This is a genomic window from Pseudarthrobacter sp. MOO14 (assembly GCF_058267675.1).
The window spans coordinates 2,931,094-2,946,106 of sequence record NZ_CM177849.1 but is presented as its reverse complement, the minus strand read 5'-3'; the positions used below and the strand labels follow the sequence as shown (position 1 = coordinate 2,946,106).

The 15,013-nt window shown below is 66.5% G+C and carries 14 protein-coding genes; 7 read left to right on the top strand and 7 right to left on the bottom strand.

Annotation, left to right across the window (positions count from 1 at the left end; translation table 11 throughout):
* Positions 1-135 precede the first annotated feature (135 nt).
* Genes AC4EEV_RS13795 through AC4EEV_RS13780 form a run of 4 tightly spaced genes read left to right on the top strand, consistent with a single transcriptional unit; the run spans position 136 to position 3,620 of the window.
* A complete protein-coding gene (locus tag AC4EEV_RS13795) occupies positions 136-1,146 on the top strand; it encodes a Bug family tripartite tricarboxylate transporter substrate binding protein (protein WP_491329219.1) in 1,011 nt (336 codons plus the stop codon).
* Positions 1,143-1,646: a tripartite tricarboxylate transporter TctB family protein gene (locus AC4EEV_RS13790; RefSeq protein ID WP_491329218.1), complete on the top strand. Its 504-nt coding sequence runs from the start codon at positions 1,143-1,145 to the stop codon at positions 1,644-1,646. Before AC4EEV_RS13795 ends, AC4EEV_RS13790 begins: the two co-directional genes overlap by 4 nt.
* Complete coding sequence (locus AC4EEV_RS13785; RefSeq protein ID WP_109045826.1) at positions 1,647-3,185, top strand: tripartite tricarboxylate transporter permease; 1,539 nt, start codon at positions 1,647-1,649, stop codon at positions 3,183-3,185.
* Between the two features lie 39 nt (positions 3,186-3,224).
* On the top strand, positions 3,225-3,620 hold the full coding sequence (locus AC4EEV_RS13780; protein WP_018763069.1) for a universal stress protein: 396 nt from the start codon (positions 3,225-3,227) through the stop codon (positions 3,618-3,620).
* A 2-nt stretch (positions 3,621-3,622) separates the two neighbouring features.
* On the opposite strand, the gene AC4EEV_RS13775 is transcribed toward AC4EEV_RS13780, so the two are convergent.
* Positions 3,623-4,504 (bottom strand): fumarylacetoacetate hydrolase family protein, encoded by an 882-nt coding sequence (locus AC4EEV_RS13775; RefSeq protein ID WP_491329217.1) that lies wholly within the window; start codon positions 4,502-4,504, stop codon positions 3,623-3,625.
* Between the two features lie 209 nt (positions 4,505-4,713).
* Between AC4EEV_RS13775 and AC4EEV_RS13770 the strand changes: the two genes are divergently transcribed.
* Positions 4,714-4,974 carry a hypothetical protein gene (locus AC4EEV_RS13770; protein WP_018763067.1) on the top strand — a complete coding sequence of 87 codons (261 nt, stop codon included), beginning with the start codon at positions 4,714-4,716 and terminating at the stop codon, positions 4,972-4,974.
* A 112-nt stretch (positions 4,975-5,086) separates the two neighbouring features.
* On the opposite strand, the gene AC4EEV_RS13765 is transcribed toward AC4EEV_RS13770, so the two are convergent.
* The 4 genes from AC4EEV_RS13765 to AC4EEV_RS13750 all read right to left on the bottom strand — a co-directional run bounded on the left by AC4EEV_RS13765 (position 5,087) and on the right by AC4EEV_RS13750 (position 9,890).
* Positions 5,087-5,332, bottom strand: a complete 246-nt coding sequence (locus AC4EEV_RS13765) for a hypothetical protein (RefSeq protein ID WP_018763066.1) — start codon at positions 5,330-5,332, stop codon at positions 5,087-5,089.
* 163 nt (positions 5,333-5,495) lie between these two features.
* Entirely contained in the window at positions 5,496-7,088 is a 1,593-nt protein-coding gene (gene hutH, locus AC4EEV_RS13760; RefSeq protein WP_491329216.1) for a histidine ammonia-lyase, read from the bottom strand.
* Positions 7,089-7,097: 9 nt separating this feature from the next.
* Positions 7,098-8,816, bottom strand: a complete 1,719-nt coding sequence (gene hutU / locus AC4EEV_RS13755; RefSeq protein WP_491329215.1) for a urocanate hydratase — start codon at positions 8,814-8,816, stop codon at positions 7,098-7,100.
* Positions 8,817-9,020: 204 nt separating this feature from the next.
* Positions 9,021-9,890 (bottom strand): IclR family transcriptional regulator, encoded by an 870-nt coding sequence (locus AC4EEV_RS13750; protein WP_491329214.1) that lies wholly within the window; start codon positions 9,888-9,890, stop codon positions 9,021-9,023.
* 173 nt (positions 9,891-10,063) lie between these two features.
* Here AC4EEV_RS13750 and AC4EEV_RS13745 point away from each other — a divergent pair, with 173 nt between their 5' ends.
* Positions 10,064-10,654 carry a DinB family protein gene (locus AC4EEV_RS13745; RefSeq protein ID WP_491329213.1) on the top strand — a complete coding sequence of 197 codons (591 nt, stop codon included), beginning with the start codon at positions 10,064-10,066 and terminating at the stop codon, positions 10,652-10,654.
* Between the two features lie 141 nt (positions 10,655-10,795).
* Here AC4EEV_RS13745 and AC4EEV_RS13740 read toward each other — a convergent pair whose 3' ends face one another.
* Positions 10,796-12,277: an HNH endonuclease signature motif containing protein gene (locus AC4EEV_RS13740; protein WP_491329212.1), complete on the bottom strand. Its 1,482-nt coding sequence runs from the start codon at positions 12,275-12,277 to the stop codon at positions 10,796-10,798.
* 171 nt (positions 12,278-12,448) lie between these two features.
* Here AC4EEV_RS13740 and AC4EEV_RS13735 point away from each other — a divergent pair, with 171 nt between their 5' ends.
* Positions 12,449-13,939 carry an amino acid permease gene (locus AC4EEV_RS13735; protein ID WP_491329211.1) on the top strand — a complete coding sequence of 497 codons (1,491 nt, stop codon included), beginning with the start codon at positions 12,449-12,451 and terminating at the stop codon, positions 13,937-13,939.
* 81 nt (positions 13,940-14,020) lie between these two features.
* Here AC4EEV_RS13735 and AC4EEV_RS13730 read toward each other — a convergent pair whose 3' ends face one another.
* Positions 14,021-14,884 (bottom strand): SDR family oxidoreductase, encoded by an 864-nt coding sequence (locus AC4EEV_RS13730; RefSeq protein ID WP_018763059.1) that lies wholly within the window; start codon positions 14,882-14,884, stop codon positions 14,021-14,023.
* Positions 14,885-15,013 lie beyond the last annotated feature (129 nt).

The following is a 15,013-nucleotide window of genomic DNA, read 5'->3' as shown; positions in this document are numbered from 1 at the left end:
ACGCAATGAACACAACTTTCTCTGCGTACACAAGAGTGATCCGCGTCACGGCCGCCCCTAGCATCGGAACCACAAGGCACCGGAACTGCAAGGCAGCCGGCGCCGATCAAGATTTGTTCGAGAGAAGAGGAACACATGCGCCAGATCCGCGCATTGCGAATTGCCGCCGTTGCCGCCGGCATCGCCCTGATGGCCACCGGTTGCGGTGCCACCGGCAAGAGCTCCACCGGCTCGGAGAGCTCCGGCGCCGCCGCCGGACCCATCACCGGCCTGCAGATCATGGTCCCCAACACCCCCGGCGGCGGTTACGACACCACCGCCCGTGCCGCCGCGAAGGTCCTCGACGACGAGAAGATCTCCACCAACACCGAAGTCTTCAACCTCGCCGGGGCCGGCGGCACGGTGGGCCTGGCCCGTGTGGTCAACGAGAAGGGCAACGGCGATCTTGCCATGCTCATGGGCCTGGGCGTTGTCGGCGCCAGCTACACCAACAAGTCCGAGTCCAAGCTGACCGACACCACCCCGCTGGCCCGGCTTATCGAAGAGCCTGGCGCCATCATGGTCAGCAAGGACTCCCCGTACAAGACCATCGATGACCTGGTGAAGGCCTGGAAAGCCGATCCCGGTTCCATCGCCGTGGGCGGCGGCTCCTCCCCCGGCGGCCCGGACCACCTGCTGCCCATGCAGCTGGCCGGGGCCGTGGGCATCGACGCCACCAAGGTCAACTACGTTGCCTACGACGGCGGCGGCGACCTCCTGCCCGCAATCCTGGGCAACAAGCTCGGCTTCGCCGCTTCCGGCGCCGGCGAGTACCTGAAGCAGATCGAATCCGGCGAGGTCCGGGTCCTGGCCACCAGCGGCGAGAAGCGCCTGGACGGCGTGGACTCACCCACGCTCAAGGAATCCAACATCGACCTGGTGTTCACCAACTGGCGCGGCGTGGTGGCCCCTCCGGGCATCAGCGACAAGGACAAGGCATCGCTGATCGCAGCCCTCGAAAAGATGCACGGCACGGCCGGTTGGAAGGAAGCGCTGAAGACCCACAGCTGGACCGATGCCTTCATCACCGGTGACCAGTTCAAGACCTTCCTCACCGAACAGGACAAGCGGGTGGCGGACGTCCTCACCAAGCTTGGGTTGGCGTGACCTCCCTGACCACAGGCCTCAAAGGCCGCTCCGAGCTGGGAGTTGCACTCCTGCTCGGGGCGGCCGGCGTCCTGGTCTTCCTGGATGCCAACGGCCTGGTCACCCCATATTCGAAGTCCGACCCGGTAGGCCCCAAGACCGTTCCGTTCATCGTGGCCGGAATGCTGATGGTCTGTGCCGTGCTGCTGGCCGTCAACGTCCTGCGCGGCGGCAAGGGCGAGGCTGAGGGCGGCGAGGATGTCGACCTCACGCACCCCGCCGACTGGAAGACCGTCCTGCCGCTGGCCGGCGCCTTCATCCTGAACATCCTGCTGATCGACTGGGCCGGCTGGGTGATCTCCGGAACGGTCCTGTTCTGGGGCAGCGTGCTGGCCCTCGGCAGCCGCCGCTACGTCCGGGACGGCCTGATCTCCGTGGCCCTGTCCCTGTTGACCTTCTACGGCTTCTACCTCGGCCTGGGCATCGCGCTGCCGGCCGGCCTCCTGGAAGGAATCCTCTAAATGGACGTCTGGTCCTCCCTGATGGACGGCTTCGCCACCGCCCTGACCCCCATGAATTTCCTGTACGCCGTCATCGGCGTCGTCCTGGGCACCGCCGTCGGTGTCCTCCCCGGCCTGGGCCCGGCCATGACCGTTGCCCTGCTGCTTCCCGTCACGTACGCCCTGGAACCCACCAGCGCCTTCATCATGTTCGCCGGCATCTACTACGGCGGCATGTACGGCGGTTCCACCACCTCGATCCTCCTCAACACCCCCGGCGAATCGTCCTCCGTGGTCACCGCCATCGAGGGCAACAAGATGGCCAAGGCGGGCAGGGCGGCGCAGGCGCTTGCAACGGCGGCCATCGGCTCGTTCGTCGCCGGCACCATCGGCACGGCGCTGCTGGCCGTCTGCGCGCCGATCGTGGTGAAGTTCGCCGTGAGCCTTGGTGCACCCAGCTACTTCGCCATCATGGTCTTGGCGCTGTTGGCGGTCACGGCCGTACTCGGTTCGTCCCGCCTGCGCGGTTTTGCTTCCCTGGGCCTCGGCCTGGCCATTGGCCTGGTGGGCATGGACTCCGTGACCGGCCAGCGGCGACTCACCTTCGGCCAGCCGCTCCTGGCCGACGGCCTGGACATCGTGGTGGTGGCCGTGGCCATCTTCGCCGTGGGAGAGGCCCTCTGGGTGGCCGCGCACCTGCGCCGCACCCCCCTGCATGCCATTCCCGTGGGCCAGCCCTGGATGGGCAAGTCCGACTGGAAGCGCTCATGGAAGCCCTGGCTGCGCGGGACTGCCTTTGGCTTCCCGTTCGGCGCACTGCCGGCAGGCGGCGCCGAGATCCCGACCTTCCTCTCCTACGTCACCGAAAAGCGCCTCAGTAAACACCCCGAAGAGTTCGGCAAGGGTGCTATCGAGGGCGTTGCCGGCCCGGAAGCAGCCAACAACGCGGCGGCCGCCGGCACCCTGACCCCCATGCTGGCCCTGGGCCTGCCCACCAACGCCACCGCTGCCGTCATGCTCGCCGCCTTCACGTCCTATGGCATCCAGCCGGGCCCGCAGCTCTTCGAAAGCCAAGGGCCCCTTGTGTGGGCGCTGATCGCCAGCCTCTTCATTGGCAACCTGCTGCTCCTGCTGATCAACCTGCCGCTGGCACCGATGTGGGCGAAACTCCTGCAGCTGCCCCGCCCCTACCTGTATGCCGGCATTCTGTTCTTCGCCACGCTGGGCGCCTACTCGGTGAACCTGCAGGCGTTCGACCTGGTGATCCTGCTGGTCCTGGGCGCACTCGGCTTCATGATGCGGCGCTTCGGGCTTCCCGTCCTGCCGCTGATCCTTGGCGTGATCCTGGGCCCTCGCATTGAAGGGCAGCTCCGCAAGACCCTGCAGCTGAGTGCGGGCGACCCCGCGGGTCTCCTCAGCGAGCCGATCGCGGTCGGCATCTACGTGATTATCGGCATCATCCTGCTCTGGCCGTTTGCCTACAAGCTGTTCCGCCGGAACCGTCCGGCGCACAAGCCCCTGGTTCCAGCCAATTCGGGCGCAGCGGACTACAGTGACTGAACAGCTCCCCCACCCACGCCCAGCAGAACAGGAAACAACATGACCGTCGTTGTGGGATACGTCCCGACCCCGGAGGGCGAAGCTGCCCTGACGCAGGCCATCACCGAGGCCCGAAAGGCCAACAGCACCTTGGTACTGATCAACTCCTCCAAGGGTGAAGCGGCAGTGGACAGCCGGTTTGCGCAAGAAGGCGACATCCAGGACATCGAGCAGCGGCTGGCCGGCCAGGGCATCGAGTACCTGATCAAACGGCCCGTCCGCGGCCATGATGCCGCAGCCGAGGTGCTGGACGCCGCGGAGGAGCACAACGCCGACCTGATCGTGATCGGCCTGCGCCGCCGCACGCCGGTGGGCAAGCTGATCATGGGCAGCACGTCCCAGCGCATCCTGCTGGAGGCGGACTGCCCTGTGCTGGCCGTAAAAGCGGGCCGGTAAACCTAGGCCGTTGCGGCCGCCGGGGCCCGGAACAACTCCTGGCGCTGGCGGCCCAGGCCTGCCACTTCCACCTCCACCACGTCGCCCGGCTGGAGGTAGGGGAAACGGCCGCTGAGGGCAACACCCTGCGGCGTCCCGGTGAGGATCACGTCGCCTGGTTCCAGCCGCATGTACTGGCTGCAATGATGGACCAGGGTGGCTGCGTCAAAGATGAGCTCTGAGGTCGAGGAGTCCTGGCGTGGTTCACCATTGACCCAACTGCGCAGCGGGAGGTTGTCGCCGTCGATATCCTCGGCCGGAACCAGCCACGGGCCAAGGGGCGTTGACCCGGGAAGCGACTTGCCTTTGGTCCACTGGCCCGCGGCTCCCGGCAACTGGTATTCCCGTTCGGAGAGGTCGTTGGCCGTGACGTAGCCGGCGATACACGCAGCTGCTTCTTCCGGGGAGCCCAGGTAGCAGGCCTCCCTGCCGATCACGATGCCCAGCTCCACCTCCCAGTCGTACTTTGCGGAATGCGGAGGGATCGGGGCCGGGTCGAAGGGGCCGGCGACCGTATTGCTTGGCTTGAGGAAGACCACCGGAACCGTGGGCGGTTCGGCTCCCGACTCGGCCGCGTGGGCGGCATAGTTCATCCCGATGCCCACCACTGAGCCGGACCTGGCCACTGGCGGTCCGACCCGCAGCGCTTCCGCACCCTCAAGGACCGGCAGGTCACCTGCCGCCAAGGCTTTCCGGACCTTGTCCAGGCCGCCGGCAGCGAGGAACCCGCCGTCGACGTCATCCGTCAGGGGCAGCATGCTGAAGTACCGGCCGGTGCCGTCCGCTGAGGGAACGAGCACTGCGGGCTGTTCGCTGCCGCTGTTGCCCAGGCGCATGATCTTCATACCGAATCTCCTCAAGGTGTGGGGGCGGGACTGCTGGATGGGGCCCTGGCGGTGCCCGCTTCCATGGTCGTTGATTCCGTCCGGCGCCGCGGAACGAACGCTTTGTGACCGCCTCTCCAGTGGTTCAGGAGGGCAGTCATCTGACATATATGGATACTGATCGTTAGAATAGCGGAGCCACCCGGCACGAAACACAGAAAGTTCAGTACATGATCACAAGCACTTTGGAGCGCGTCCCCGCCGCTGCCAAAACCGCCGAAGGCCCGGAACTCCGGTCCATCAGCCTCGAGTTCTCCAGCGCCAGCGAGGTCCACTCCGGGCTGGAAGAGGCGGTAGCCGAGTTGATTGAGGTGGCAGCGAAGGACGCCGCCTGCGGCATCCTGGTGACCAGGCTGCACCCGGGACGCTACACGGTGGCCCTGGACGAATCCGTCCCCTTTGGCGAGACCTACGAATCCGTCGCGGCCTGATTTCCCGGCTGCGCGGCCCCCGGGCCACCGGACGAACGCTTGGAGCCAAAGAAAGAATCCCCGCAGTGCCCTAAGGCGCTGCGGGGATTCTTTTGTCTAGCGGGTGCGGCCTTCAGGCGAGGCGGACCTGGACGCCGTCGGACTTAAGGAAGAGCTGCTTTTCCGACAAGTCTGACGGTCCGGCCGGCACCAGCCAGAGGACGTTGCCGCTCTGCGACACCTCTTCCACTTCCCCGGCTGCCACCACATGCGCATGCTTGATGATTTCGACGCGGTCCCCGGCCTTGAGGGCCTTCCAGTTGGATACCGCGGCGGAATGGGCGTTGCGCCTGGACAGGACTGCCCCACGTGCTTTCATGTGAACTTCTACCCCTTTGTATTGTTCTGCTGCCACAGCGTCGTTGATGTGACTTTCACTACACCATCAGTTCTACTACACTCCGGACCCCGCCACTGGCAGTGTCGCCGGATATTCCGCACTTCGGACCGGAGTGCAGCAGGTACTGAAGATCCTTCGGTTTTCAGGCCAGGAAGCCGACGGCGGATTCGGCCGCCCGTCGCACTTCCCCGGAGGCAACCAGCCGGTCCGCCGCCTCCAGTTCCGGAGACAGGAAACGGTCCGTCCCCGGGCCCTCCACCACGGCGCGAAGGGCGGCCACGACGGCGGTGCCCGCCGGGCCCGGCGTGAGCTCCCCATCGGAAAGCTGCGTGCGGATATCCAAGGCCCTTGCAGACGTCACCAGCTCGATGGCCAGGACCCGCCGGAGGTTCTCCACTGCCTTGCGCAGCTTCCGCGCCGCGTGCCAGCCCATGGAGACGTGGTCCTCCTGCATGGCGGAGCTTGGAATGGAATCCACCGACGCCGGCACAGCCAGCCGCTTGTTGTCCGACACCAGGCCTGCCTGGGTGTACTGGGCAATCATCAGCCCCGAGTCCACGCCGGGATCGGAGGCCAGGAACGCGGGAAGGCCGTGCGAACGGGCGGGATCAAGCATCCGGTCGGTCCGGCGTTCGGCGATGGAGCTGAGGTCCGCGACGGCAATGGCAAGGTAGTCCAGGACATAAGCCACCGGGGCGCCGTGGAAATTGCCGTTTGAGCTCACGCGGCCGTCGGGCAGGACCACCGGGTTGTCGATAGCCGCGGCCAGTTCGCGGGTTGCCACGAGTTCCGCATGGTCGACGGTGTCACGGACGGCACCGGCAACCTGCGGGGCGCAGCGCAGCGAGTAGGCATCCTGCACACGGGAGTCACCCTCCTTGTGGGACGCGACAATCGGCGAGTCCGAGAGCACGCGCAGCATGTTGTCGGCACTGGCAGCCTGGCCGGGATGCGGGCGCAGCGCGGCGTGCAGTTCGGGAACGAACACCTGGTCGGTGCCCAGCAGCGCCTCAACGCTGAGCGCGGCGGTAATGTCCGCCGTCGCCAGCAGCTGGCGGAGGTCGGCAATGGCCATCAGGAGCATGCCCAGCATGCCCTCGGTGCCGTTGACCAGCGCCAGCCCTTCCTTCTCGGCCAGGGTGACCGGCTCGATGCCGTGGTCTGCAAGCAGCTCGGCGACAGTCCGCTCTCCCCGCCCGCCGTATGTGACGCCGTCGGGCCCTTCCGCTTCGCCTTCACCCATCAGCACCAGGGCGCAGTGGGACAGCGGAGCGAGGTCGCCGGAGCAGCCGAGCGAGCCGAACTCGCGGACCACCGGGGTGATCCCGGCGTTCAGCACGTCCACCATGGTTTGCAGCACCACGGGGCGGACGCCGGTTCGGCCGGAGGCGAGGGTCTTGGCGCGCAGGAACATGATGCCGCGGACTACTTCGCGTTCCACGGCCGGGCCCATGCCGGCGGCGTGGCTGCGGATCAGGGACTTCTGCAGTTGGGTGCGCAGGTCATTGGGGATGTGGCGGTTGGCCAGGGCACCGAAGCCTGTGGAGATCCCGTAAGCCGGGATGTCGCTGGACGCGAGGCTGTCGATGTGGGCGCGGACCTGGGCCACGGCCTCCAGGGCATCCGGAGCGATGGCCACTTTGGCGTCATGGCGGGCGACGGCGAGCACGTCCTGGGCAGTGACGCCGTTGGAGCCGAGGGTGACGGTCAGCGGTGAGTGGGTTGTTAGGGTCATCGGATAGTCCTAGTTCGTTGCTGCTGCGGAGTCGGCGGACTCTTGCATGGGGATTCGGACGCCGCGTTCCTTGGCGACGTCAAGGGCTCGTTCGTAGCCGGCGTCGGCGTGGCGGATCACGCCCATGCCGGGATCGTTGGTGAGGAGGCGCTCAAGCTTTTCGGCTGCGAGGTCGGTGCCGTCGGCAACGGACACCTGCCCGGCGTGGATGGAGCGGCCGATGCCCACTCCGCCGCCATGGTGCAGTGACACCCAGGTGGCTCCGGAGGCAGTGTTGAGCAGGGCGTTCAACAGCGGCCAGTCCGCGATCGCGTCCGAGCCGTCAGCCATGGCCTCGGTCTCGCGGTACGGGGAGGCGACGGAGCCGGAATCCAGGTGGTCGCGGCCGATCACGATGGGCGCCTTGACCTTGCCCTCCTTGACCAGCTGGTTGAACAGCAGGCCGGCCTTGGCGCGTTCGCCGTAGCCGAGCCAGCAGATGCGGGCGGGGAGGCCCTCGAATTCCACCCGCTCCTGGGCGGCGTCGATCCAGCGGTGCAGGTGCTTGTTCTCGGGGAAGAGTTCCTTGATGGCCTCGTCCGTAACGCGGATGTCCTCGGGGTCGCCCGAGAGGGCCACCCAGCGGAACGGGCCCAGGCCCTCGCAGAACAGGGGCCGGATATAGGCCGGAACGAAGCCGGGGAACTCGAAGGCCCGCGCGTAGCCGCCCTTTCGGGCCTCATCACGGATGGAGTTGCCGTAGTCGAAGACCTCGGCGCCGGCGTCCTGGAATTCGACCATGGCCTGGACGTGGCGGGCCATGGAGGCCTGGGCCTTCTTGGTGAAGCCTTCCGGGTCCGCGGCTGCCTCGCGGTGCCATTCCTCGACCGTGATTCCTTCGGGCAGGTAGCTCAGGGGATCGTGCGCGGAGGTCTGGTCGGTGACGATATCGACGGTGAGCTCGCCGGCCTTGTGGCGGCGCAGGATCTCGGGGAAAACCTCGGCGGCGTTGCCAACATAGCCCACGGACCAGCCGCGGCGTTCCTCCTTGGCCTTGAGGACCTTGGCGATGGCGGTATCGAGGTCGGTTTCGACCTCGTCGAGGTAGCGCTTGCCGGCCCGCCTGCGCAGGCGGGTTTCGTCGACGTCGACAATCAGGCAGGCGCCGTCGTTCAGGGTGACGGCGAGCGGCTGGGCGCCACCCATGCCGCCGCAGCCGCCGGTGAGGGTCAGCGTGCCGGCGAGAGTTCCGTTTTCGTCCCCGGTGAGCTTGCGGGCAATCGCGGCGAACGTTTCGAACGTGCCCTGCAGGATGCCCTGGGTGCCGATGTAGATCCAGGACCCTGCCGTCATCTGGCCGTACATCATCAGGCCCTCGGCCTCGAGCCGGCGGAACTCGGGCCAGTTGGCCCAGTCGCCGACGAGGTTGGAGTTGGCCAGCAGCACTCGCGGGGCCCATTCGTGGGTGCGGAAGACGCCCACCGGCTTGCCGGACTGGACCAGGAGGGTCTCATCCTTTTCCATGGTTTCCAGCGTGCGGGTGATGGCGTCGAACGCGGCCCAGGAGCGGACGGCGCGGCCGGTGCCGCCGTAGACCACCAGGTCGTCCGGGCGCTCGGCGACCTCGGGGTCCAGGTTGTTCATGAGCATGCGCAGCGGCGCTTCGGTCTGCCATGACTTTGCGGTGAGCTCGGTGCCGCGGGCTGCTTTGACCGGGCGGGCACCGGTGGTGAAATCGGCGGGTGCCATGGTGGGCTCCTTCGGGTGGTGTCTGTTGGAGGAAAGAAGTTCTGTATCAACTAAAGCCCTTGGTGGACGGGCTTCACAGGGGTTTTGACGGGGCGATGTCCGGTATTCCAGACATGTTCGGTGATCGGTTTTCGTTGCCCGCCTGGGTTCTCAAGCGGTCTGGACGAGGGCGAACTTTTGACAGGGCGAAGTGCCCCGGTGGCGCTATTTTCCTGGCCGGCCGTGGAGGCGGAGGGACAGTTCATCGGCCACCTTCTGGACGCGCGCCGCAAGGACGGGCCATTCCGCCGCGGGCAGCTTGTCCTCGAGGAAGGTCACTGCCACGGCCGCAGTTGGCCATCCCAAGTGGTCCGTCACGGCAGCGGCAATGGAACCGAAGCCGGGCGTCACCTCGCCGTGTTCGGTGGCGTACCCCCGCTGGCGGACCTGGTCCAGGTGCGAGGACAACGCGGAGTATTTCATAATGGCCCCCACCACCTCATGCCGGGCGGTGAAGGCGGCGGCGTTCGGGTAGAGCGCGCGTACTTGCGATTTGGGCAGCGCGGCAAGGATGGCGCGCCCGCTGGCGGTGAGGTGGCTGGGAAGGCGGACGCCGACGTCGGTCACCAGCGACGGACGGTTCTTGGCCCGTTCCTCCACGATGTACAGGACATCGCGGCCGTGCAGCACTGCCAGGTGGGCGCTCTCACCGATGGCATCCACGAGGCTCGCGAGGAGGGGGCGGCCCAGCCGCGACAAAGGTTCCTGCCGTGAATAGGCGGAACTGAGTTCGAAGGCGCTGATGCCCAGCCCGTAGCGTTGCTCCTCATGCAAATGGAGGACGAAGCCGTTCGCCTCCATGACGCCCAGCAAGTGGTAAACACTCGACCGGGGAAGGTTCAGGCTGGAGGCGATCTGGGAGGCCGCCATTGGCCCGCGCCGGGAGGCCAGCAACTTGAGGATGCGGAGGGTATTTTCCGCAGCAGGGACTTTTGAGGATGCTTTGACCGCAGCGCGGGGCGCGTGGGCTTCGGCTCGTGTTTCGGCGCCCGGTCTTTCGGCGCCCCGTGATGCGGCGCTTAGTGCAGTGCTCATGGGCTCAAATGGTCTTTCTGGCTAGCTCTGTCCGGTATCCCGTACTTCAGTGTGACGGCTGCCCTTTCCGTTTACGGCACCGCCGCAATTCAATGTGTCCGGTATACCAGACGCTGGCCTGCCCAGCGCAGCTTACGGTGCCGAATCATCCACGTTTCGGTAGAGTCCGGACCATGGACGGGAAAGAAACCCTGCACACGTACCTCCGGATCCGGCGGGACAACCTGTTGGGCAAGCTGGACGGACTGGGCGATTACGACATGCGCCGGCCCCTCACGCCAACGGGCACCAACCTGTTGGGACTGGTCAAACACGTTGCCAGCGTGGAGTTGCACTACTTCGGCGAGGTCTTCGGCCGGCCCAGTGGGCGCCACCTGCCGTGGCTCGAGGACGGCGGCCGCCCGGACGCAGACATGTGGGTAACGGCTGGCGAGTCATTCGAAGACATCGTCGAACTCCACCGCTTCGCAGGAACGCACAGCGACGCGACCATCGAGGCTCTGCCGCTCGACGCTCCAGGCTCCCTGCCGTGGTGGCCGGAGGAGCGCCGCCAGGTTACCCTGCAGCAGATTCTCGTCCATATGGTTGCTGAACGTGCCCACCATCTGGGCCACGCGGACATACTCCGTGAACTGATTGACGCGACCGTGGGCCAGCGTCCAGGGGACCCGAACCTGACGTCCAGGACACCCGAAGAGTGGGCGGCGCACCGCACCGAAATCGAAGGTGCAGCGCGGGACGCAGCCGGTACCTGGCGGAATTGATGCCAGCGTGAAGAGCACAGGGTATTGAAGAGGAAGCGCCCGAAAAGTGCAGGGTCTGACCGCAACGGGTCCCGAATCTGCGGTCACGGAGGAGCGCACGGATCTCGGAGGAGGCAAGGCACGGGGCCGGTTCCAGCCTGGTCAGGGTGGAGCCTCGAGATAGCGGGACAACGCGTTTTCCCAGGGAGATCCGTGGTGGCGCACTATATCGATGGTTCCCGCCCGCGCCAACGACGTTCCCTGTGAGGGCGGACAATGGGTTGGCCAGTGGGGTGGTTCCCAGTCCTGGTGCTCGCTGCTGTAGCGGCGACCGGAGGGTGAAATCCAGCCGGGTGGTTTGTTTTTGCCGGCAGTCGTGGGTTTCCAGGCCGTGGTATGCCGGAGCCTGTGGTGTTTGGGGCAGGGCTGACCGAGGTTGCTGATCCCGGTGGCACCGCCCTTGGCCCAGCTGAGGAGATGGTCGGCGTCGTTGTCGAGGGAATGGTTGCTGCACCCGGGAAACGGGCATTTTCCGTCCCGCATCCGCAGCCAAGCCCGCATGGCCTTGGTCAGCCGATAGCTGGTCCGCCCGATTTCCAGCGGTGCACCGTCCCTCGGATCCACCAGCACCCGGTAGAACGACCCCGCCCCCTCGGCCACCAGGGCCCGTGCCATCGACGGCGGAATGGGACCGTACCCGTCCAGGACCGCCGGTTCATCGGTGAAGCCCATCAGCGAGAACACCGGGACAGTGACCAGCACCTGAGCGCGGATCCCGGAGAAAGGGCGCTCAGCGGCCTGGCATCCCCCGCTGCCTGCGGGGAAGGTAGCCAGCAGCGACGAGGCGTAGTTGTCAGCCCGCAACTGGGATAGCGTGCGACCTTCCTCAGTGCCCTGCATGCTGCGAGCCTCGGAGGTGAGCCGGTCCCAGACTGCCGAGGCTTGGCCGGCGGGCAGGTATGCGGACAGCCAGGCCATGCCGTCCCGGTCCGGCCTGTACTCCACCCGCCGTTCTGCCACTCCCTTGGAGTGACGGGCTTCGATACTCCCGGCATGGTGACGCTCCCGCCACGTGCGGGCCTTCACCCTGAACCGGTGCGCCGGCATCTCCCCGGGGGGACAGCCCCGCGCCGGATCGGGGGCGTCCGGGTCCAGGAAATGCGCCTCCAACGCCGCAGCCCCGTTCACATCCAGGCTCGCCGTCTCATCCGCCATCACCACCGCGTGGCCCCAGGACAGGGTCCCTGCCTGCAGCCCCGCAAGGGTCCGCGGCAACGAGGTAACAACGGCGTGCGAGGTAGCCAGGAATGTCGATGCCGCCCTCGGTCCAACCGCCAGGACGCAGCCAACTTCCGCCGCGACCGCCATCTCATGGGCCTGCACCGGCACGTCGGGCCCCGCAACAGCAGAAGCACTTTCCGCATAAGCGACCGCGGCCTTCGCTTTCAGCCCTGCGATCATGGCCTCCACGGCCCTGACGCCCGCCAGGATGTCGAGGCACCCATCAACAAGGGTGGCCAACGGGTGAGCACACTCCTTCGTGGCGGCAACCGATCCGCGTCCAGCTCTGTCCACCTCGGTGTCCAGCGCGGCAAGGGCAGCCTTGATCTCCTCGAATGCCCTCACCGCCGCCGCTTTCCCCATGACCCAACTATGGCAAGGGGGTACGACATTCAAACCCGGCCAGGTTTCGACTGATCACCTCCCGGACAGTCTGGAACCGAAGACAGCAACCAGCCGTGAGCCTCATCACGATGCCTGCGAAAATGGTCTGCTGGTTAGCGGCTCCCCTCCCAATGACGAGAAGGTATTTGCATGCAACCAGCTTCAACCCCAACCCGGACCGAAACCGCGGCGGAAACGCACAAGCCGGCTGCCGTCGTCGGACACGTCCTCAACCGCGGCTTGAACGTGCGGCACATCCGCTTCATGGCCCTGGGATCGGCGATCGGCACGGGCCTCTTCTACGGCTCCGCTTCCGCCATCCAGAAAGCCGGACCAGCCGTCCTGCTCGCCTACATCATCGGCGGCGCCGCGGTGTTCATGGTGATGCGCGCCCTCGGTGAGATGGCGGTGAGGCACCCTGTGTCCGGTTCCTTCAGCCAGTACGCCGGGCGGTACCTTGGCCCCCTGGCCGGCTTCGTGACCGGCTGGACGTACGTGTTCGAGATGGCCATCGTGGCCATCGCCGACGTCACTGCCTTCAGTATCTACATGGGGTTCTGGTTCCCGCAGGTGGACCGCTGGATCTGGGTCCTTGCCGTCATCTGCTTCCTGGCGGCGTTGAACCTGCTCAGCGTCAAGGTCTTCGGCGAACTCGAATTCTGGTTCTCGCTGATCAAGGTCGCCGCCATCATCTCCATGATTGCAGGCGGTGCCGCGATCATCACGTTCGGGTTCCAGGCCGCCGGTTCAACCGTGGCACCGGGCCTTGGCAACCTCGTTGACCACGGCGGACTGTTCCCGCACGGCTTCGAAGGCCTGCTGGCATCCTTTGCCGTGGTGATGTTCGCCTTCGGCGGGATCGAGACCCTTGGCATCACCGCCGGTGAAGCGGCCGACCCCAAGAAGGTCATCCCCAAGGCCGTCAACACCGTCCCGGTCCGCGTACTGCTCTTCTACGTCCTGACGCTGGGCGTCCTGATGAGCCTTTTCCCGTGGGACCAGGTGGGCAGTGACGGCAGCCCCTTCGTCCAGATCTTCAGCGGCCTGGGCATTCCCGCCGCGCCCCACATCCTCAACGCCGTGGTGATCACCGCCGCGCTCTCCGCGATCAACAGCGATATCTTTGGCGCCGGCCGCATCCTCTTCGGACTCTCCAACCAGGGCCACGCACCGGCGGCGTTCGGCAAAGTCTCCCGCCACGGCGTCCCTTGGATGACGGTGGTCATGATGGCCGGGATCCTGCTGGTGGGGGTGGTCCTCAACGCGGTCATCCCGGAGGACGTGTTCCTGGTCATCGCCTCGATCGCCACCTTCGCCACGGTGTGGGTGTGGGTGATGATCCTGGCCTCCCACGTGGCAATGAAGCGGGAAATCGCCCGGAAGGGCCTGCCGGCGTCGGAATTCCCCTCACCATGGTGGCCGGCCGCGTCAGTCCTCACCATTGCCTTCATGGCGCTGGTGATCGCCATCCTGGGCGCTTTCGAGGACACCCGGGTGGCCCTCTACGTGGGCGCCGCCTGGCTGGGCCTGCTGGTCCTGGCATACCGGCTGTGGGTGAGAGGTGACGGACGACGCCGAGCCCACCTTGAGGACGAAACCTCGCCGCTGCCCGTGGTCGGGACCGCCCGCCACAGCGGGTAGGCCCGTCATCGGCGAAAGGTGCCCGGCCCCGCCGGGGCCGGGCACCTGTCGTCGTCCGTCGCCGTACTGTCTTCCGCTGCCTTACGCCGCAGCCGCGGCGGACCGGACGGCCTGGGCGAGGGACGTCGTCGGGCGTCCAATGAGGCGCCGGAGGTCTCCGGTGCTGACCAGGAGGTCACCGCGGGCGATGCCGAGATCCGAGTCCGCCAGGACCTCGGCGAACGCCTCCGGCACCCCCACGGAGGTGAGCAGGCCGGCGTAGTCCTTGGCGGGGAGGTCGTTGTAGGTGATGGCCTTGCCAGTGGCGGCGCTGATCTCAGCAGCGAGGTCCGCCATGCTGAAGGCTTCATCTCCGCCCAGCTCGTACACCTTGCCGGCCTGGTCCTCGGCCACCAGGACCGCGGCGGCGGCGTGGGCGTAGTCCACCCGTGCAGCGCCACTGACTTTGCCGTCCCCGGCGCTGCCTGCGACCGCACCCTGGGCGAGGGTACCGGGCAACTGCTCCGTGTAGTTTTCCAGGTACCAGCCATTGCGGAGCAAGGCGAAGGGAACACCTGACTCCCGCAGCAGGGCCTCCGTGGCCTTGTGCTCCCCGGCCAGCAGCATGCCGGTGGTGTCCGCGTTGGCGATGCTGGTGTAGGCCAGCAGTTCCACGCCTTCGGCCCGGGCTGCTTCGATGACGGTGCGGTGCTGTTCGACGCGACGGCCCACTTCGCTGCCGGAGATGAGCAGCACCCGGGTTGCCCCCTTGAGCGCGGCGGCAACTGAGCCTGCGTCGGCGTAGTCCATGGCCTTGACGTTGACTCCGCGCGCGGCGAAGCCGGCCAGCTTTTCCACGGAACGTCCGGCGGCCACAATTCCGGCTGCGGGCACCCCACGTTCAAGAAGGGCTTCGATGACATGCTGGCCCAGCTGTCCGGTGGCGCCTGTAACAACAATGCTCACGATGGATCCTTTCGAGGAATTTGATCTGTCGAAGGGCACAACCGCGAGCCATGGAGAATACTTCCTCAAAGAGAGTACGCACTTTGAAGTAAGGTACTGACCTTTAGGTAAGCTAGTGACAGGGAAGCT